This is a genomic window from Syntrophus sp. (in: bacteria) (assembly GCF_040768185.1).
Classification (GTDB): Bacteria; Desulfobacterota; Syntrophia; order Syntrophales; family Syntrophaceae; genus Syntrophus; species Syntrophus buswellii.
Map to the genome: position 1 here is coordinate 76413 of NZ_JAXGNC010000005.1, position 18578 is coordinate 94990.

An 18578-nucleotide genomic window follows, 5' to 3' on the forward strand; every position below is an offset into this window, starting at 1 on the left:
AAAGCCCCGGACATCGGACCCGCCCTGCTCCTCTACAGACTTCCCGTACCCCTTATTCACGCCTCCGCCACGGCCCCGATTCCGGGCCGGCAGCGAAAAAGTTCGGTTCCGGCTGACCCGGGTGCTCTTCTTATCTGAGCTCCGATGAGTGAAAGCGGATGCCGATTTCTACGTAATCTTCACTTCCGCCTGCCGGCAGGGGCGGGAAGGGGCTGGCTTTACGCACCGCCCTGAGGGCCGACTCGTCAAAATAGGCATTTCCTGAACGCTTTTCGAAGTTGATCCCCTCAACCGATCCGTTGCGAAGGACCCGGACGTGGATGACGGCGACAATATTCTGTTTGGGCAGCAGCCCCGGAGACATGGTCCAGTGCTTCTTGATTCTTGCCCAGACAGCGCGGTAGTAGGCATACATGCGGGCATTAACTTCCGCAGCGCTCCCCGCTCCGGAGAGGCTGTTTTCCGTTAAAATTCCCGAGGCGCCGTTGCCGGACGCGGCACCGGCCAGAGTCCCCGCAGCGGAGGAGGCACCTGCAACCTGCTGTTTCCGCTCGGCAAAATCCACCCGTTTGCGGATCTCATCCATGGCCTTTCCCAGGGATGCCTCTGCCCCCCCCTTATAAGCCGGCTTCGCCCCCCGTTCCGAATCCGTCCGCCTGAGAATTTCCTCAATGGCGTCCCCCCTTGCCGGCCCGGTGGCCTTGCTCTGTGCCGGCGTTGGCGCCTTCGGGCTGGACTCCGCCCTCTTGAGAATCTTCTCAATGGCGTCCCCCCTTGCCGGCTCGGCCCCCCGGCTTTTTTCCGCCTTGGCCGCCGGCTTCGACGGAATCACCGGGGCGGACGGCTCCCGCTTGACGCTCTTCTCAACAGCTTTTTCCATGGGCCTGGCCGGGGATTTTTCCGCTTCGGCCCTCTTTATCGGCCTGGAAAAAGGCAACTCCGCCCTGCCGGCTTCCGTTCTGGGCTCCGCAGCTGGAATGTCCGCGGGCTTCGGCACAGGCTTTTCCGAGCCGCCGCCGTGACGCCCCCTTGCGCCACCATCCACGGGATTGACCAGATCTACCGTATAGTTCGGGCTCATGATTTTTTTCGGCGGTGACGATGTCGAAAGCACAGAAGAAAGGAAAAGGGCTATAACATGCAGCAGGAGGGAGAAAACAATCATGCGCCGCAGGAAACCCCGGTTTCCCGGGGACTCCTCGAATGCGCTGTTGAAGGTCATTTGATGTCCTCTGGCGGTTCGGTGATCATGCCCAGTTTATCGATGCCCGCCTTTCGAATTTCCGCCATCACTTCCACAACGAAACCATAGGGAACGGCCCTGTCCGCCCGCAGGTAAAGCTCCCTCTCGCTCCGGTTGGCAAAGGCTCCTTCCAGGCGTGTGCCCAGTTCGGCCAGGGGGATCTGTGCCTTGTTCACGAAAATACCCCTGGCCTTGTCGATCGTCAGGACGACTTTTTCCTCTGTGACATGCACATTTTGAGACTTCGCCCTGGGAAGGTTCACGTCGATGCCCGTCTGAAGCATCGGAGCCGTCACCATAAAGATAATCAACAGAACCAGGACGACGTCCACCAGGGGGGTGACATTGATTTCAGCCATGGGCCGCTCTTCGGTCCGCTGCCTCTTTCGCGTATAGCGCATAACCGGCTTCACACCCTTCCGTCTTTACGCCTTGACATAGTAGCGTTCAATGATGTTCATCAACTCCGATGCGAAGGAATCCATTTCCAGGGACATGTTCTTGATGCGGTTCAGGTAGTAATTATAGAAGATAACGGCCGGGATTGCTGCGGCGAGACCCGCCGCCGTCGCAATGAGGGCCTCGGAAATACCCGGCGCCACGACGGCAAGAGTGGCCGAACCCCGGAATCCGATGCTGCGAAAGGTGTCCATGATTCCCCAGACGGTCCCGAACAGGCCGATAAAGGGGCTGGCGCTGCCGGTCGTTGCCAGAAAGCCCAGCGCAGCTTCCAGCTTGGTGGATTCGGCGCTGCAGGCCCGGTTCAAGGCTCGTTCGACATTGTCGAGGCCCTTCAGATCCGGACCGGAAACGAACGGGTCCTCCTGCCCCCGGGATGACGACGTTGTACGCGCCGCCTTGGCCATGCTGATCAGCTCCGCATATCCGGCGCGAAAGACAGCGGCAAGGGTTGATGAGGTGTATCTTTTTGCCTCCGGGAAGACATCCGCCAGGTTGCTGCTCTTCATATAGGCTTGCAGAAAAAGGCTGTTCTCGGAATTGGCCTTGCGGAGACTTCGGTATTTTGTTGCAATGACGGCCCAGGAGACGACGGAAAATACGAGCAGGATGAGCAGCACGAGCTGAACGAGGATCCCTGCGTCCATAATCATGCTCAGTACGCTGCCATGGAATTGCCCTCCCAAATTCGCGGTGTTGACCGATGCCAGTTCGTTCACATTTCACTCCCTGATCACTTCTGGATTAACCTGCAGGTTTTCTTCTAATGAAAAAAAGAGCCCTTGTCAATAAACCTCTTCCCCAAGATCCGCTATCGTCCGGATTCCTATTAAAGATGGAAAACAGGGCAAAAAGGCCGGGAGGTTCCAAACAGCGCAGGCTGAAGGCCGAAAAGGCCGTTGAAAAGGCTCCCACCCAGGCATGGAATCCGGGATTCGATTCCTTATCCGCCTTTACAGTGTTTCCGGGGGAAAAGCGACGACGTCATCCACAGAGGCCTGGTTCGTCAGTAACATCACCAGACGATCCACGCCCAGGGCGATACCCGCCGAAGGGGGCATTGCAGAGAGGGCCTCGATAAAGCGTCCGGGCCAGGGATAGGGCCTCTTGCCGGAAGCGATCTGTTGCTGCTGCGCTTCTTCGAATCGCAGGGCCTGTTCACGGGGATCGATGAGTTCGGAAAAGGCATTGGCGAGTTCGATTCCCCCAAGGTACAACTCAAACCGTTCGGCGAGGCGGGGATCGGCCTCCTTGGTCCGGGCCAGGGAGGCCAGCTCAGCAGGGTAGTCGTACAGGAAGGTGGGGCGCTCCGTCCCCAGGTTCGGTTCGATGCGGCTCACAAGGACCTCGTCGAAACAGTCCTCCGCCAGGGCCTCCCGAACGGACAATCCCCCATACATCCGGAAGGCGTCCTCAACGGAAAGCCTCTCCCAGGGAGGAGAGAGGCGTATGGAGCGGCCCTGGTAGGCAAATTCCTCTTTCCCGTAGAGCGTTCCGCTCAGGAAACGAAGCAGCGCTTCGCACTCGTCCATGAGAAAGAGGTAATCCCTCTCCACCGCATACCACTCGAGCATCGTGAATTCCGGCAGATGGCGGCTTCCCCGCTCCGCCTCCCGGAAGCAGCGGCAGACCTGGAAAAGCCTTGGATATCCGGCGGCAAGAAGGCGCTTCATGCAGAGTTCCGGTGAGGTCTGCAGGTACCGGTCGCCGCAGGCGACGGCATCGATATGTGGTTCGGGTGCCGGCGCCGGGATCAGGACAGGCGTTTCCACCTCCAGATAGTGGCGCTCCCGGAAAAACAGGCGGATGAAATGGAGGAGTTCCCCCCGGATCCTCAAGATGTCCCGCTTCCCGGCCAGCTTCCAGGTTTCGGAAGGGTGCGGGTCCATCCCGCAATCTGAAAAATTTTTTTTAAAGCGCCCCACGGTGCCCGTGCCGGGATGTTCAGTCATTTCCGGCCATCATCCCTTGACCCGGGTCAGGTATTCGCCTGTGCGGGTGTCCACGCGGATCTTCTCGCCTTCCTCAACGAAGGGCGGAACCTGGATCTGATAACCTGTCTGAAGGATCACCGGTTTGCTGTTGCCGGAAACGGAATCCCCCTTCGCCCAGGGATCGGCACGGGTGACGGTCAGGTCGACGAAATTGGGCAGGCTGATTCCCAGGGGTTTGTCTTCGAACAGGAGGATCTCCACTTCAAGATTGTCGATCAGAAAATGGGCGGCGTCGCCCACCTGATCGGCGGAAAGGGCGATCTGCTCGTAGGAGGCGTTGTCCATGAAATGATACTGCCCCCCCTCCTCGTAAAGGTACTGCATTTTCTTCTCCTGGAGATCCGCCGGCTCGAAGACGTCCACCGAACGGAAGGTCCGCTCAAACTGATTTCCCGTGATCATGTTTTTCAGTTTGCAGCGGTAAAGGGCCTGCCCTTTGCCGGGCTTGACAAAATTGAATTCCGTAACGATGTATGGATCTCCTTCAAGCTTGATCCTTAAATTTTTTCTCAAATCACTGGCGCTGTACATCGGATGACACTCCTTTTTATTTTTTCGGCTTTTAAAGACTCCCCTCCGTCCCGGAGAGCCGGTCCTCTCCTCCTCTGGGCTTCAGGGGTGACGTTTCTTAATGCATTTTCAGCGACTTGTCAAAAAAAGATTCTTTCCCGGGACATTCAGGGCAAAAAGGAATCGTTCAGCAGGGAGAAGGTCTGGAGAGGCATTTTACCCTTGCCGCCCGGCACATCCATCACATAGCGGGGCACGCAGAGCCCGGAAGTCGAACGGGAGATCCGCTCCATCATCTCCATCCCCTTCCAGAGGTCCACTCGGAAATGATCCGCCCCCCGGACGGGGTCGCAGGCGAACAGGTAGTAGGGCCGTACGGAAATCCGCTGCAGCCCGTAGAGAAGCTCGCGCATCGTTTCGCAGGTGTCGTTGACGCCCCGCAGCAGAACCGACTGGTTGGACAGGGGAATCCCGGCATCGACAAGACGCCGGCAGGCCAGGGCGGCTTCCTTCGTAAGCTCCCGCGGAGAGTTGAACTGGGTATTGAACCACAGCGGACGGTGCTTTCTGAGCATCCGCACGAGTGACGGCGTAATCCGCATGGGAAGAACCACAGGCACCCGGCTTCCGAGCCTCAGGACCTCAACATGGGGAATGGCGCGCAGCGCCCCGAGGAACGAGTCCAGAACAGCCTCCGGCAGGGTCAGCGGATCGCCTCCCGAGACGATGACTTCGCGGATCCCCGGCGTCGCGGCGACATAATCGATCATGGCGCCAAGCCGGGCTTTCTCCGCCCTTCCCGCCTTCCAGAAGCGCTTGCGGTTGCAGTGGCGGCAGTACATCATGCAGGAGTGGGTCACCATGGCCAGGCAGCGATCGGCGTAACGGTGAATCAAACCCGGCAGAGGCATATCCCTGCCTTCCTCCAGGGGATCTTCCACTCCCCCCAGGGAAAAGGTGAGCTCGCGGGGGTCGGGGATGCACTGAAGGCGGATGGGGTCTCCGGCATCCCGGGGCTTCATCAGGGAGAAGTAATACGGGGTGACGGCGAAGGGATAGGTCCGGATTACGGTGCGCCTCAGCCTGGAAATCTCCGGCGCATCCTTCAATAATTCATCGAGGAGTTTCTCCGTCCGTACCCGGTTTCGTACCTGCCACCGCCAATCCTGCCAGTCCGCTTCATCCACGTCCTGCCAGGGGCCGCGATTGCTTTTTTCATCCGTGGTTGCGATTTTTCTTTCCCCCTTTATCCCCAACTCCATATCAGAGATGGCGTAACGGGGCAAGAGCCGTGGACAGAGGCGCAGGCCGCCTTGCGTCGAGGGGCCGGCAAGGCCTTCCGCGCAGCATCCGTTTTGACAGCGGATCGCGATTCAGGCGGCGCCATGCCACTTCTGCAGAAGGTTCTCCATGTCTCCGGGGGTCACGCTCTTCCGGAAAAGTCGTCCGGCCGTCTCCCGGGGGGACCGGCTCTCATCTTTCAGGAATACCCCGACGGGAATCCGGTCGCCCTGGATTTCAGCGATCTCCAGTGCCTCCCGGCGGTCTTTTCCGGAGGCGTCCAGCCGGTAAACCCGCTGCCGATAGTAGGCGTAGGTGTTGACCTTGTTGAAGGAAACACAGGGCTGAAGAATATCCACGACTGCCGTTCCGCGAAACTGGATGGCTTCCTTCAGAAGGCCCTTGAGGTGCTCCTTCTCCCCGGCAAATCCCCTGGCCACAAAGGGAGCCCCAAGCACGATGGCCAGGGCCAGCGGATTGAGGGGTTCGTTCTCATTGCCCCGTGGATCGAACATGTTCATCCGCCCGAGGTCGGTTGTGGGAGAGCTCTGCCCCTTGGTCAGTCCGTAGACCTGATTGTTGCAGGTCAGCACGGTGAGGTCCAGATTCCTGCGGAGGGAATGGAGAAAATGGTTTCCCCCTTCCCCGTAATTGCAGCCGTCGCCGGAAACAACGATGACCGTCAGTTCCGGCCTTGCCAGCTTGACGCCCACCGCAACGGGCAAAGCGCGGCCATGGAGCCCATTGAAATAATTTCCAGCCAGATACTGGGGCATCTTGGCCGCCTGGCCGATCCCCGAAGTCAGGACGATCTCCCGCGGCGGAATGGCCAGCTCGGCCAGGGCCCCTTCCAGGGCGTCGCGAATGGCAAAATTTCCACAGCCTGGGCACCAGGCTATTTCACCGTGGTCGTTCATTTCACACCTCCGGGAACAAAAAAGCGGGCCGCCACTTCGTCACAAAGTTCCCTGACGGAAAAGCACAGGCCGTTATACTTCAAAATCATGTCGTTGATCTCCAGGGAGAGTTCCCTCTTCAACAGTCCGGCAAACTGCCCTGTGGCATTGTTCTCGATGGCGATGAGGCGTTTTCCGGCCAGTGAAACTCCTTCCAGCATGGCCGGCACCAGGGGATAAACCTGGGAAAAGTGCAAAGCGGCCACAGGATGGCCTTCCGAAGTCAGCCGGTCGGCCGCCTCCTCCACAATCTCCCGGTTCGAACCCCAGCTGATCAGGCAAATGTCCGCATCCCGATCGCCGTACAGGGTCGGCAAAACGGCGTCTTTATCCATCCGGCTCGCCTTCCGCAGGCGTTTATCCACCATCCGGACCCGCAGATCCAGATCTTCCGTAATCTTCCCCGCCTCCGTGTGCTCATCGGAATCCACCCGGACCAGGGCCTCGCCAAGCCCCGGATAGGTCAGGGGAGACAGGCCGTCAGGCGTCAGGGCATAGCGGCGGTAAGAGGCATCAAAAATCTCATACTGCCGTAATGCAACGGAAAGCTCGGGAGAACCTTCCAGCAGCTGAATGGAATCCGCCAGATACTGATCCGTCAGGATAAAAACAGGAATCTGGTACCGGTCGGCCATTTCGAAGCTCCGCTTTGCCAGATCGACGGCCTCCTGAAGGGAACCGGGCGCGTAAACCAGGCGGGGGAACTCCCCATGCCCGGCGGAAAGCACAACATTCAAGTCCCCCTGCTCGGTGCGTGTCGGCAATCCCGTCGAGGGTCCGGGGCGCTGGGCGATGACGATCACGATGGGCGTTTCCGTCATTCCCGCGAGGGAAACGGCCTCCGTCATCAGGGCGAAACCGCCGCCGGATGTCGCCACCATGGACCGAAGCCCAGCATAAGAGGCCCCCAGTGCCATGTTGATCGCCGCGATCTCATCCTCGGCCTGCTCGAAATGCACCGGCAGCTCAAGGGCCGCCTTCGCAACATAGAGCATCAGGGAGGTGGCCGGCGTCATGGGATACGCCGCCATGAACTGGCACCCGCCCAGAAGCGAGCCGAATCCGATGGCGGAATTTCCGTCAAAGGTATAGGGGCTTTCCGCCCTAGGCTGAAGGACAAAGCGGTCGGCCATGTCCCACTCCTCCGCCAGGGCCATTCCCGCCAGCAGGGCCGCCGGCTGGTCCTCTTCCCTGGCTGCTGCTTCCAGCGCATCGGACCGGACCCCGATGATCCGCAGAAGCACCCCCACCAGGAGGGGATTGCTCATGACAACATTGGAAAACCCATCCTTCGCCCTCTTCTCGATCTCGGCGATTTCCGCGGGAGAGAGACAGAGCCCCCGGGCGCTCAGATCCGCCTTGCACCTCCGCTGTGTTTCCTCATCCAGGGAAACCAGGACATCCCAGGATTCTCCGCTCAGGGCGTGAACAGGGCGTTCCGCGATTCGGAAAAGGTGATCGTTGTGCCCTCCGCGGATCCTGGACATATAAAACTTGGTCGCAAAAAAGAAGTAGCCGAGCCGGAAGAGGAGCGCCGCCAGTTCCCTTTCGATGGAAGCCAGCCCCTGTCCGGCCTGACCGCCGATTAAGATCGTGCATTCCATGACCGCCTCCTTAAAAAACGTCGAAAAATTTCTTCCCTTCCTCATCCCCTACGAACATCGACCGGGAATTGAATGATGAGCGGTTTCCGCCCCCCTGGGAACCGTTGGAATCGGGCAACGTTGTCGAATTCAGTCTGGGGATAAAGAAGAACTATTCACCAAACAGAGGGTGTAAGACCTTAACATTTATGGCCGCACCTTGTACAGAAGCAACTTGTCCGAGAAATCAGAAATTTTTTGACAGCTTTGAAATTGCTTTTCCCCGCAGTTGGAATTATATTGCGCTCATCATCAACAGGCCGTTCAACGCAACCGACGAACAGGCGGACCGAAGAACGGAGGTAAGGAAATGAAGAAATATCCCGCCGTCTTTCTGGATCGAGACGGTACGCTGATTGAAGAGGTCGGATATCTCGACCGCCTGGACAGGCTCAAGCTTTTTCCGGACAGCGCCAGGGCGGTGCGCCTGATCAACATGAGCGGCATGAAGGCCGTCGTCGCCACCAACCAGTCCGGCATTGCGCGAGGTTATTTTACGGAAGCCGTTGTGGAGATGCTGCACGTCCACCTGCAGAAGCTGCTCTTGGCGCAGGGGGCGCAGATCGACCGCTTCTACTACTGCCCCCATCATCCCACCGAAGGGCTCGGCTTGTACCGGAAGGTCTGCCCCTGCCGCAAACCGGAACCCGGCATGCTGCGGCAGGCGGCGGAAGAGATGAATCTCGATCTTTCCCGGTCCTATCTGATCGGCGACATGCCCACCGACATCGAAGCGGCTTCAAGGGCGGGAATCAAATCGGTCCTCGTTCGGGGCGGTTGCCTCCCCGGGCATACGCCGGATCTCCCGCATGAAGAATGGGAAGGCCGGGCCTGGCCGGACAGGATCGCCGCCAGTCTCCTCGACGCCGTTCGCTGGATTATTCAGGACCTCGAACCGTGAAGATCCTGATCGTCAAATTAAGCGCGGTGGGCGACGTCATCCACACCCTCCCTTCCCTGGCCGCCCTCCGGCGCCGCTTCCCCCGGGCCCACATATCCTGGGTCGTCGAAGAGGCCGCATCCGATCTGCTCAGAAATCATCCCTGCCTCGATGAACTCATCATCTCAGGCAGGAAGCGCTGGATCAAAGAGCTGAAGGAGGGGAAATATTCCAAAGTCCTGAAGGAGGCGGGGCGCTTTATTTCCGACCTTCGCAGCCGGCGGTACGATCTGGTCATTGATTTTCACGGCCTCTTCAAAAGCGCCGTTCTGGCATGGCTGAGCGGCGCTTCCCGAAGGCTCGGCTACGACAGCATGCAGGAGCTGAGTGGTCTTTTTTATACGGAAAAAATTCCCGAAGACCTGAGCCGCCATGCCGTAGACCGCTACCTGGATTTTCCGCGGCACCTGGGCGCCGATGTGAAGCAGCCGGAATTTTTCCTCGATATATCGGCCCCCCAGCATCGGCACATCGATCACCTCTTCGAGGAATTCCATCTCAGCGGCCAGGAAAATCTCGTCGCCATCAACACCGTGGCGCTCTGGGACACCAAGCTCTGGGACGACGAAAAATTCGCCCGCCTGGGAGATCGGATTTCCCGGGAATTGAAGGCGGCGGTCGTCTTCACGGGCAGCGATCCGGCCCCCATGGAGAACATTCTTTCTCGGATGACCGCGCCTGCGTTCAATTTCGGCGGGCGAACGTCTCTGCGCGAATTGGCCCATCTTTACCAGCGCGCCCGGCTGCTGATCACCACGGATTCCGGCCCCATGCATCTGGCGGCGGCGGTGGGAACACCGGTTGTCGCCCTTTTCGGACCGACCGATCCCGCCCGGACGGGGCCCTATGGGAAAGGGCACCGGGTCCTGCGCAAAGGCCTGGAATGCAGCCCCTGCCTCCGGAAATCCTGCAAAACGCGGATCTGTATGCACAACATTTCCGTGGACGAGGTCTTCGACGCCGTGAAGGGCGTCCTGGAGTCTCCTGCGGCCCGGAGGTGCATTCCCCTGCCGGATCCCGACTCGCCATGAGCGGCAGGAAGCGGACCGGTCGAAATCACCCGCCTATAAAAGGCAATACAGAAAGAGGAAAAGGAGAAGAGCATGATCGGGAAAAAGCTGCGGGACATTCTGGTCTGCCCGCGATGCAGGGGGAAATTCGATCCGGAAGAGAATGAGGACGGGCTGACCTGCTCAGCCTGCGGGCTTCTTTATGAAATTCGGGACCAGATACCGATCCTGCTGATCAGCGAGGCGAGAAAACTGGACAGGAATGAACTTCGAGAAGCGGAACCGTCCCCTCCCCGATGACAGAAATTCATTGACAAAATTCCAGGAATCATTCAGTATTCCGCATATTAAATTCAAAAGAAGAGGCAGATGCCACCATCTCTGCCGAAGGAGAAAAGAATGTTTCAAGTTTCGGAAAAAGCTGGAGAGAAGATCCATGAGTTCTTAAAAACCCTGGAGGAGGTCCACCCGATCAGGCTGACGCTGACGGAGGGCGGCTGATCCGGTCCCTCACTGGGAATGGCTCTGGATGAGCCTCGAGACGGCGACGAACAATTTCAGGAAAGGGGAATCACGTTCCTGATTACCACGGACCTGTTTGAACAGATTAAACCCGTTTATGTCGATTTTATCGAAGATGAACGAGGATCCGGCTTTCAGGTGACCTCATCACTGGCACCCGGCGACTGCTGCGGATCCTGCAGTTGCTGAAATAGACGCGTAATCCCGGAAGGGGGCTGCACGGCGGTCGAGCGGTCCTCTTCCGGGGAAAAAGCGATGGCATCATGTTGAAGTATGTCCAGTAAACCCGATTCCGAAAAGGAAATCCTGTTAACATCGGCGGAACAGATGATGGAAGCCGGGCGGTATGCTGAAGCGGCCGTGCTCTACGGCCGGCTTGTCGAGCAGTATCCCGGCGAAGAATCCTTCCTCCTGGCTCAGGCATGGGCCTTTCACGACAGCGGCTCCCGCGAAGAGGCCATCTGCTGTTTTGAAACGCTTTTTGCCGCGGAATTGAAGCTCAAAGTCTTCACCGGATTCGCCTTTGACGAACTGGTTCGGCTCTACCGCGATGGGCGGCAGTATGACCGTCTTGTAGCGATCTGCCGCCAGGCGGTTGAAGCGCAGCCGGATGAATACCCCCTTCTCAGGGAGTTGGGCAATGCCTTTCTGGTGGCAGGGATGACTTCTGAAGCGGTGGAGGTCTTCGAAAAGATCACCCGTTTGGAGCCGGACGCCCCGGAACTTTTCTGTCTTTATGGCGACGCCCTTGTCGCCGATGGAAAATACGATGCCGCTGAAGCGGCCTATGGGGAGGCTGTCGCCCTGGATCCGGAAGCAGCGGCCCATTTCTATCAGCGCCTGGCCAATGCCCTTGCGGAATCCGGAGCCTTGGACCGGGCGGAAATCCTGCTGAGCCGAAGCCTGGCAACCTGCCCCGGCGATCCCCTCTGCCTGATCCGCCTGGCGGAAGTCCAGGTGAAGCAGCAGCACCTTTTCGAAGCCAGGCACAGCGTGGAAGCCGCCGTTGCCTGTAACCCCAGATTTGGTGCAAGCTATTACAACCGCCTGGCACGCGCCTTGGCCGACGCAGGCTGCCATTTTGACGCCGTGGAAATGTTCGACCGCGCCATCGCCCTGGAAGAGAACAATGCCTTTTTTTACCTTTACCAGGCCGAATCCTACGAAAAGCTCAATCTCCCCGAGCAGGCGGAAGAAGCCCGCCGCAAAGCCAAGGGTCTTTCAGCCGGCAACAGAGCCTGATCCTGCCCGCCTCAGATCCGCCCCATGTTCCTCAAGGTCTCCATGAAGGTGTGGTAAAAGACCTTGTTCTCCTGCACCCCGTGTTTGACGATGGCCGCAAGCTCATTGAGATCCCCGGTATGAACAACGAGATTCACACTCCTGTGGAAGGCCGCCATATTGTCCATGGTGCGGAAAGAGTCGCCAACGAGAACGACAAACATTTTCCTCCGAATGGACATGTCCAGCAATTCCAGGGCCTTCAGAAGGTTCTCGCCCCCCTTCTGCCCGTCAAAATCATCATGAAGAATCAGCACATCGAAAATGTGAAAGCGCATCTTCTGAAGAGCGTCCTCCGCGGACTCCGCCACGTTCACAGCATAGTCCAGGCGTTTAAGAGCCGTGCTGATGTTCTCTATCGCGCCGGAATCGCTCTCGCAAACCAGCGCCGTCTCCCCCTGCTCAACCAGAAAGTCAAAGAGCCGCTCCGAAGCGTCATACGAACCGGCTGCATTCTCAATCAAAGGATTTTTGCCTTCCTCCATAGGTTACCGCCTCCCTCTAAAATCTTCTCATCTTTCCATAGCCGGTATCGACCTCCAGCTTGCCAAGGCTTGTTGTCGCCTCACCCTTGGCGCTCTTGACCGAATCGATTCCCCGGCCCACGACTCCCCTGTTGGAGGCATAAATCTTCGCCGTTTCTTCACTGATGAGGCCTCGTGCATACAATTCCACGATATACTCATCAAAGGTGATCATCCCGAAGGCTTTGCCGGCGGTAATGATTTCGTAAAAGGTCTTGCCCTCCGATTCCCCGTTGAGGATCGTATCTTTCACGCGCAGGTTGCTGGCCATCACTTCAAAGGCCGCCACCCGCCCTCCCCCTTCCTTGGGGAGCAGCCGCTGACAGACGATCCAGCGGACCGTGTCGGCCAGACGGATGCGGATCTGGCGCTCCTCCTCGCGCGGGAACATTCCGAGAATGCGGTTGATGGTCTGCCCGGCATCGACCGTATGAAGGGTGCTCGCAACCAGATGCCCCGTTTCCGCCGCGGCCAGGGCGATTTCCACCGTCTCCCTGTCTCTCATTTCCCCGACCAGGATCACCTTGGGCGCCTGGCGCAGAGCGGCACGAAGCCCATTGGCAAAGGTGTCGAAATCGATCCCCATTTCCCGTTGATTGAAGGTCGACTTCTTGTGAGGATGGACGAATTCCACAGGATCCTCCAGGGTCACCACATGGACGGATTTCAACTCGTTGATCGCGTTGAGCATCGCGGCCAGGGAGGTGGATTTTCCGCTTCCCGTGGCTCCGGTGACGAGAATGATGCCGTTGATCTCCTGGGCCATTTTTTCGAAGGCCTCCGGCAGATTCATATCCACAATCGTCGGGATGGTGGTTTCCAGCTTTCGCAGGACAATGGAATAGTTTCCCCGCTGGGAGAAGATATTGACACGGAAACGGGCCTTTCCCTGCAGTTCATAGGAAGAGTCGCAGGACCCCGAGGCAATGAGGTTTTCCGTCAGGCGGCGGTCTCCGCCGATGAGATTCAGGGCGAGCATCTCCGTCTGAAAGGGCGTCAAGCGTTCAAAAGGAGGGTCAAAGTCCACGGAGGTCAGTTGCCCGGAACTTTCAACCTGAAAGGGCTTACCCACGGTAAAATTGAGATCGGACACATGGTCGAATTTATCGAGCATCTCCGTTAAAATATAATCGAGTTCCTGCCTTCGCATGTTCTGGCTCCTCAGAAATAGATCACTGGGGGCAGGCCTTTTCCCCCTCCACACTCTTCGCGACGATCCGCTGCCTGGTTGCAGCTGCCGGGATTACACTTCCGTGAAATCAGCCGGCGGGCTTTTCAACAGAGCCCGGAATTTTGCCTTGTCGTTGCACTTCATGTAGGCCTCGTCGGCGCTGATCCAGCCCTTATTGAACAGCTCCATGATGGCGTCATCCAGAAGCTGCATCCCGTACTTTTTCCCCGTCTGAATCATGGAGGGGATCTGGAACGTCTTGGACTCGCGGATCAGGTTGCGTACCGCCGCATTGGCAATAAGGATTTCCAGGGCGGCGCAGCGCCCTTTCTTGTCGATTCTTTTGAACAGAACCTGGGCAATGATGGCCCGCAGACCATCTGCCAGGGTGGAGCGGATCTGGGCCTGTTCGCTCGAGGGAAACACCTCGATGACCCGGTCAACCGTCTTGGCCGCGCTTGTGGTGTGGAGTGTCCCGAAGACGAGGTGGCCTGTGGAGGCGGCCTCCACGGCCAGCGAGATGGTTTCCAGATCCCGCATTTCGCCCACCAGGATGATGTCCGGGTCTTCACGGAGGGCGCCTCTGAGAGCCGCCGAAAAACTCTGCGTGTGGATGCCCACTTCCCGGTGATTGACGATGCAGCTCTGGCTCTGATGGACAAATTCGATAGGATCTTCGACCGTGATGATGTGATCCTTGCGGATGCGGTTTGCTTCATTGACGATGGCCGCCAGGGTCGTCGACTTTCCGCTGCCGGTGGGTCCGGTCACGAGGACCAGCCCCCGGGGGAGCGAGGCCAGCTTGGAAATGACAGGTGGAAGTCCCAGCTGCTCGCAGGTCAGGATCTCGCTGGGAATCTCCCGGAACACAGCCCCCACGCCGAACTTCTGCTCGAAAAAATTGGCACGGTAGCGGGCCAATCCAGGAATTTCATAGGCAAAATCCACATCGCCCGTTTCCTCGAACTGCTTGACCTTGTGTTCCGGGGTGATTTCATAGAGCATGGCCTTCAGTTCATCATTATCCAGGGTGTTATACTTGACCCGCTCCAGTTCGCCACGTAGCCGAATGGCAGGCTGCTGCCCGGAAATGAGGTGAAGGTCCGATGCGCCCTGTTCATGCATCAATTGAAAAAAAGCATCGATTTTTGCCATAAGTGTTCACCTTGCTGAGTTTGATGGATTCTGACCCGTGAAACGGTCATACGGAATGCACTTTATGCAAAAAAGGTGACACCCCTTTGCATGGATCGGAAGATCCCCCTGGTCCATAGCCTTCCGCCCGGAAAACCTGGAACAGGATCCTTCCCCTGTTCAGGAGATCCTGTTATATCCGCCGGTCGATGATCGAAACAAAAAGCCGGTCGGCAAGAACGCTCCGGCAAATTCAAAAAGATGGCCCGGATAGGCAGGATGCCGTCGTCGGTCGGGAATCTTTCACGGTGAACAATTACTTGACAGAGGAGGAATGTTCATATTATAAGGCATCGTTCTTTCGCTGGTAAGTATTCCGTTTCCGGATGGGGATGTAGCTCAGCTGGGAGAGCGCGGCGTTCGCAATGCCGAGGCCAGGGGTTCGATCCCCCTCATCTCCACCAGATCATCGGTTCTGGAAGTCCGCAGATATAAAAAACCCGTTAGAAATGACGGGTTTTTTATTGCCGTTTGAAACGCGTTGGTTGTTTCCTGCATGCGGATGCTTCGAACGGGCCTTTTGACCCTGGAAGCCATGGCCCCTCAGAGATGGGGATCGCCTTCAGCTAACAGGAAATCGTCGGGAGTCAAAAAAATGAATTTCCGGATCAGAGTTTTGGTCTCGTTGCTTCTGATGTTCGGACTCTGGGGTTGCCTGAACGTGGAAACGACGGTCCGGGTCAGAGCTGACGGCAGCGGGACCCTTGAATCGAGAGTCCTGATGAACCAGCAGGCCAGCCAACTGATGCAGGGCGGGACGAAGGGAGGCAGCCGTCCACTGGACCTCCTGGATGAGGAAAAACTCAGGAGAAACGCGGAAAAGATGGGAATGGGCGTGCGGTTTGTTTCAGCGGAACGGATCACCTCCCAGCAGGGAAACGGGTACCGCGCCCTGTATGCCTTTGAGGACATCAACAATCTGAAAATTCTCCAGAATCCCGATGAACCGACGGTTTCGGGCCCCGGGGCCATAGAAGGCCCTCTTCCGGAGAAGATCTCCTTCTCCTTTCAAAAGGGCAGCCCTTCAACCCTGACGATCCGGATACCCAAACCGCAGGAAAAGCCGAACTCCACAAAGAGTCAAACAGCCAGCGAAAAACCGACGGGTGACCCGGAACAACAGGACATAACGAAAGAGTCGGTTGAAGTGTTCAAATCCCTGTTTCATGGATTGAGAATGGTGTTTGCCGTGGAAGTCGAGGGCTCCGTGCTCGCCACAAATGCAACCCATCGGGAGGGCTCCCGGATTACGCTGATGGAGATGGATTTTGACCAGTTAACCTCCAATACAGACCTGTTCCGGAACATTGTGAAGGCCGACAGGAAAAACCCGAAAGAGCTAACGGAGATGCTCCGCACTTTTCCCGGCATCACGGCAGAGACGCAGGAAACGGTCACCGTCGAGTTCCGGTAACCAGCCGGCTTATGGCCGGCTCCACGTATCCGCACTCAAGAGTGCTGCAGGAATCCGGGTTCTGACGGGCTTGGCCCGCGGCTTCCCCGGGAACCTGAGGGCGCAAAAGGGGAAGCCGGCCTGAATGCCGCGAAGTCTCAGAGCATTCCGGCGGCGGCAGAGACGCCCATTTTCTTTGTCCTTGACAGCCCCAGTCCCTTCCTCTATCTTAAACTGAACGCGTTTTCTTTCATTTCCATTCCAACCAGGAACTCACCCATGTCACTGATGAACGATCCCTACTTGTCCCCGTATCTTCCCGCAATCCGGCGCCGGCTGGAACAAATCCGCACGATGGAGCAGCGCCTTACCGAAGGGCGGATCCGTCTGGCCGATTTTGCCTCGGGTCATGAGTATTACGGCCTGCACCGCGAGGGAGACGACTGGATCTTCCGCGAATGGGCTCCCAATGCCACCGCACTTTTCCTGATCGGCGACTTCAACGAATGGCGCGAACGACAGGAGTTTTCTCTTCAGAGAATCGGGGAGAGGGGGGACTGGGAAGTACGCCTTTCCAACCGGATGCTTCGCTCAGGCCAGCTTTACAAACTCCTGGTCCGCTGGCCGGGCGGCGAAGGCGAGCGGATTCCCGCCTATGCGCGCCGGGCTGTCCAGGACGACTATACGAAGCTTTTCACCGCACAGGTTTGGGAACCGGAACATCCCTACCCCTGGCGCCATCCCCTCTTCCGCCGGCCGGCGGAGGCCCCCCGGATCTACGAAGCCCATATCGGCATGTCCCAGGAGGAGGAGAAGGTCGGAACCTACGCGGAATTCCGGGAACGGGTTCTGCCCCGCGTGGCTGACGCCGGCTACAACACCCTTCAGCTCATGGCCATCCAGGAGCATCCTTACTATGGCTCCCTGGGCTATCACGTATCCAGCTTTTTCGCCGCATCATCCCGTTTCGGCACGCCGGAGGAGCTCAAGGAGCTAGTGGATGCCGCCCATGAGATGGGGATAGCGGTCATTATGGATCTCATCCATTCTCATGCCGCCAGGAACGAAGAGGAAGGAATCAGCCGCTTCGACGGGACTCTCTACCAGTATTTCCATGAAGGCCCGCGGGGGGATCATGCCGCCTGGGACTCCCGCTGCTTTGACTACGGGAAACCGGAAGTCGTTCACTTTCTTCTCTCGAACTGCCGCTTCTGGCTCGATGAGTATCACTTCGACGGATTCCGCTTCGACGGTGTGACCAGCATGCTTTACCTGGATCATGGACTGGGAAAAGCCTTTTGCGGATACGAGGATTATTTCAATGCGAATGTGGATGAGGATGCCTTGACCTATCTCGCTCTAGCCAACAGGGTAATCCATATTGTGCGGCCCGATGCCATCACCATTGCAGAGGATGTGAGTGGGATGCCCGGCCTGGCAACCCCTCCGGAGGAGGGCGGTTTCGGCTTCGATTACCGCCTCGCCATGGGAGTTCCCGACTACTGGATCAGGCTTTTGAAGGAAATCCCGGACGAACACTGGCCCATGGGTCACCTGTACCACGAACTCACCAATCGGCGGGCTGACGAAAAAACGATCAACTATGCGGAATCCCACGACCAGGCCATTGTGGGGGACAAAACGATCATCTTCCGCCTCATCGACGCGGGCATGTACACCCACATGAACGTTTTTGAACCCAATCTCCTGGTAGACCGGGGAATTGCCCTTCACAAGATGATCCGCCTGATCACACTGGCCACCGCAGGCAATGGCTACCTGAACTTCATGGGCAACGAATTCGGTCACCCCGAATGGATCGATTTCCCCCGTGAGGGAAACAACTGGTCTTACCATTATGCACGCCGCCAGTGGCACCTCAGGGACGACGCCAACCTTCGTTACCGCTTCCTTGCGGAGTTCGACAAGGCCATGATGCACCTTGCGGACCAGCATGACCTTCTGAATTCCCCGGGACCGCACCTGATCCTGGAAAACCAGGAGCACCTGCTTCTCGGTTTCCACCGGGCAGGGCTGGTCTTCCTCTTCTGTTTTCATCCCCATCAATCCTTCACTTCTTATCCGGTTGACCTGCTGCCCGGGAAGTACCGGCTCATCCTCGACAGCGATGCACCTGAATTCGGCGGCCACGGCCGGCTTGAGCCCGGCCAGGTTTACTTCACCACCTCCCGGCCCCAGCCCGGGGGGCCGACAGGGCATTATGCCAGCCTCTATCTTCCGACTCGATCGGCCCTGGTTTTGCGGCGGATGGATTAAATGGTCTGAAGCGGATTGGGAGTTGAAAGGAAGGGTTGGAAGATAAAAAAATGGTGGATGGAAAAGGAGGGAGCCAAAAACCATCCACCATTATGGACACTGAAAGGAATCATCTTGTAAGATCCGCTCTCAGATCACGAGACGAGAGCAGTGGGTGGGAAAGGAGGGGAGGAAACAACC

Annotated in this window: 18 protein-coding genes and 1 tRNA gene; 8 read left to right on the forward strand and 11 right to left on the reverse strand. The window is 57.8% G+C overall.

The window, feature by feature from the left end; all coding sequences use genetic code 11:
• Positions 1–130 precede the first annotated feature (130 nt).
• From tolA to AB3175_RS06955, 8 genes are all read right to left on the reverse strand, one after another.
• On the reverse strand, positions 131–1222 hold the full coding sequence (tolA, locus tag AB3175_RS06920; RefSeq protein WP_367360221.1) for a cell envelope integrity protein TolA: 1092 nt from the start codon (positions 1220–1222) through the stop codon (positions 131–133).
• Positions 1219–1644 carry an ExbD/TolR family protein gene (locus AB3175_RS06925; RefSeq protein WP_367360222.1) on the reverse strand — a complete coding sequence of 142 codons (426 nt, stop codon included), beginning with the start codon at positions 1642–1644 and terminating at the stop codon, positions 1219–1221. Before AB3175_RS06925 ends, tolA begins: the two co-directional genes overlap by 4 nt.
• A gap of 24 nt (positions 1645–1668) precedes the next feature.
• Complete coding sequence (tolQ, locus tag AB3175_RS06930) at positions 1669–2421, reverse strand: protein TolQ (protein ID WP_367360223.1); 753 nt, start codon at positions 2419–2421, stop codon at positions 1669–1671.
• Positions 2422–2655: 234 nt separating this feature from the next.
• Positions 2656–3654, reverse strand: coding sequence for an EF-P lysine aminoacylase EpmA (gene epmA, locus AB3175_RS06935; protein WP_367360224.1), 999 nt, complete (start codon positions 3652–3654; stop codon positions 2656–2658).
• Between the two features lie 9 nt (positions 3655–3663).
• Positions 3664–4227: an elongation factor P gene (gene efp, locus AB3175_RS06940; RefSeq protein ID WP_367360225.1), complete on the reverse strand. Its 564-nt coding sequence runs from the start codon at positions 4225–4227 to the stop codon at positions 3664–3666.
• Positions 4228–4373: 146 nt separating this feature from the next.
• On the reverse strand, positions 4374–5462 hold the full coding sequence (locus AB3175_RS06945) for a KamA family radical SAM protein (protein ID WP_367360226.1): 1089 nt from the start codon (positions 5460–5462) through the stop codon (positions 4374–4376).
• A gap of 117 nt (positions 5463–5579) precedes the next feature.
• Positions 5580–6404, reverse strand: a complete 825-nt coding sequence (locus tag AB3175_RS06950) for a thiamine pyrophosphate-dependent enzyme (RefSeq protein ID WP_367360227.1) — start codon at positions 6402–6404, stop codon at positions 5580–5582.
• The gene (locus AB3175_RS06955) at positions 6401–8047 is read right to left on the reverse strand and encodes a 2-oxoacid:acceptor oxidoreductase subunit alpha (RefSeq protein ID WP_367360228.1); all 1647 of its coding nucleotides are present in this window, start codon (positions 8045–8047) and stop codon (positions 6401–6403) included. The genes AB3175_RS06950 and AB3175_RS06955 overlap by 4 nt, the downstream gene beginning before the upstream one ends.
• A gap of 349 nt (positions 8048–8396) precedes the next feature.
• Between AB3175_RS06955 and AB3175_RS06960 the strand changes: the two genes are divergently transcribed.
• From AB3175_RS06960 to AB3175_RS06980, 5 genes are all read left to right on the forward strand, one after another.
• Complete coding sequence (locus tag AB3175_RS06960) at positions 8397–8987, forward strand: D-glycero-alpha-D-manno-heptose-1,7-bisphosphate 7-phosphatase (protein WP_367360229.1); 591 nt, start codon at positions 8397–8399, stop codon at positions 8985–8987.
• Positions 8984–10057 carry a lipopolysaccharide heptosyltransferase I gene (gene waaC / locus AB3175_RS06965; protein ID WP_367360230.1) on the forward strand — a complete coding sequence of 358 codons (1074 nt, stop codon included), beginning with the start codon at positions 8984–8986 and terminating at the stop codon, positions 10055–10057. The genes AB3175_RS06960 and waaC overlap by 4 nt, the downstream gene beginning before the upstream one ends.
• A 72-nt stretch (positions 10058–10129) precedes the next feature.
• Positions 10130–10336: a Trm112 family protein gene (locus tag AB3175_RS06970; RefSeq protein WP_367360231.1), complete on the forward strand. Its 207-nt coding sequence runs from the start codon at positions 10130–10132 to the stop codon at positions 10334–10336.
• Positions 10337–10435: 99 nt separating this feature from the next.
• On the forward strand, positions 10436–10747 hold the full coding sequence (locus AB3175_RS06975; protein WP_367360232.1) for an IscA/HesB family protein: 312 nt from the start codon (positions 10436–10438) through the stop codon (positions 10745–10747).
• Between the two features lie 84 nt (positions 10748–10831).
• The gene (locus tag AB3175_RS06980; protein WP_367360233.1) at positions 10832–11800 is read left to right on the forward strand and encodes a tetratricopeptide repeat protein; all 969 of its coding nucleotides are present in this window, start codon (positions 10832–10834) and stop codon (positions 11798–11800) included.
• A gap of 11 nt (positions 11801–11811) precedes the next feature.
• On the opposite strand, the gene AB3175_RS06985 is transcribed toward AB3175_RS06980, so the two are convergent.
• The 3 genes from AB3175_RS06985 to AB3175_RS06995 all read right to left on the reverse strand — a co-directional run bounded on the left by AB3175_RS06985 (position 11812) and on the right by AB3175_RS06995 (position 14689).
• The gene (locus AB3175_RS06985) at positions 11812–12324 is read right to left on the reverse strand and encodes a hypothetical protein (RefSeq protein WP_367360234.1); all 513 of its coding nucleotides are present in this window, start codon (positions 12322–12324) and stop codon (positions 11812–11814) included.
• Between the two features lie 16 nt (positions 12325–12340).
• The gene (locus AB3175_RS06990) at positions 12341–13513 is read right to left on the reverse strand and encodes a type IV pilus twitching motility protein PilT (protein WP_367360235.1); all 1173 of its coding nucleotides are present in this window, start codon (positions 13511–13513) and stop codon (positions 12341–12343) included.
• Between the two features lie 93 nt (positions 13514–13606).
• Positions 13607–14689: a type IV pilus twitching motility protein PilT gene (locus AB3175_RS06995; protein ID WP_367360236.1), complete on the reverse strand. Its 1083-nt coding sequence runs from the start codon at positions 14687–14689 to the stop codon at positions 13607–13609.
• Positions 14690–15056: 367 nt separating this feature from the next.
• Here AB3175_RS06995 and AB3175_RS07000 point away from each other — a divergent pair.
• From AB3175_RS07000 to AB3175_RS07010, 3 genes are all read left to right on the forward strand, one after another.
• Positions 15057–15132: transfer RNA gene (locus tag AB3175_RS07000), tRNA-Ala, on the forward strand.
• A 191-nt stretch (positions 15133–15323) separates the two neighbouring features.
• Complete coding sequence (locus AB3175_RS07005; protein WP_367360237.1) at positions 15324–16142, forward strand: hypothetical protein; 819 nt, start codon at positions 15324–15326, stop codon at positions 16140–16142.
• A gap of 267 nt (positions 16143–16409) precedes the next feature.
• Positions 16410–18398, forward strand: a complete 1989-nt coding sequence (locus AB3175_RS07010) for an alpha-amylase family glycosyl hydrolase (RefSeq protein ID WP_367360315.1) — start codon at positions 16410–16412, stop codon at positions 18396–18398.
• Positions 18399–18578: the final 180 nt, after the last annotated feature.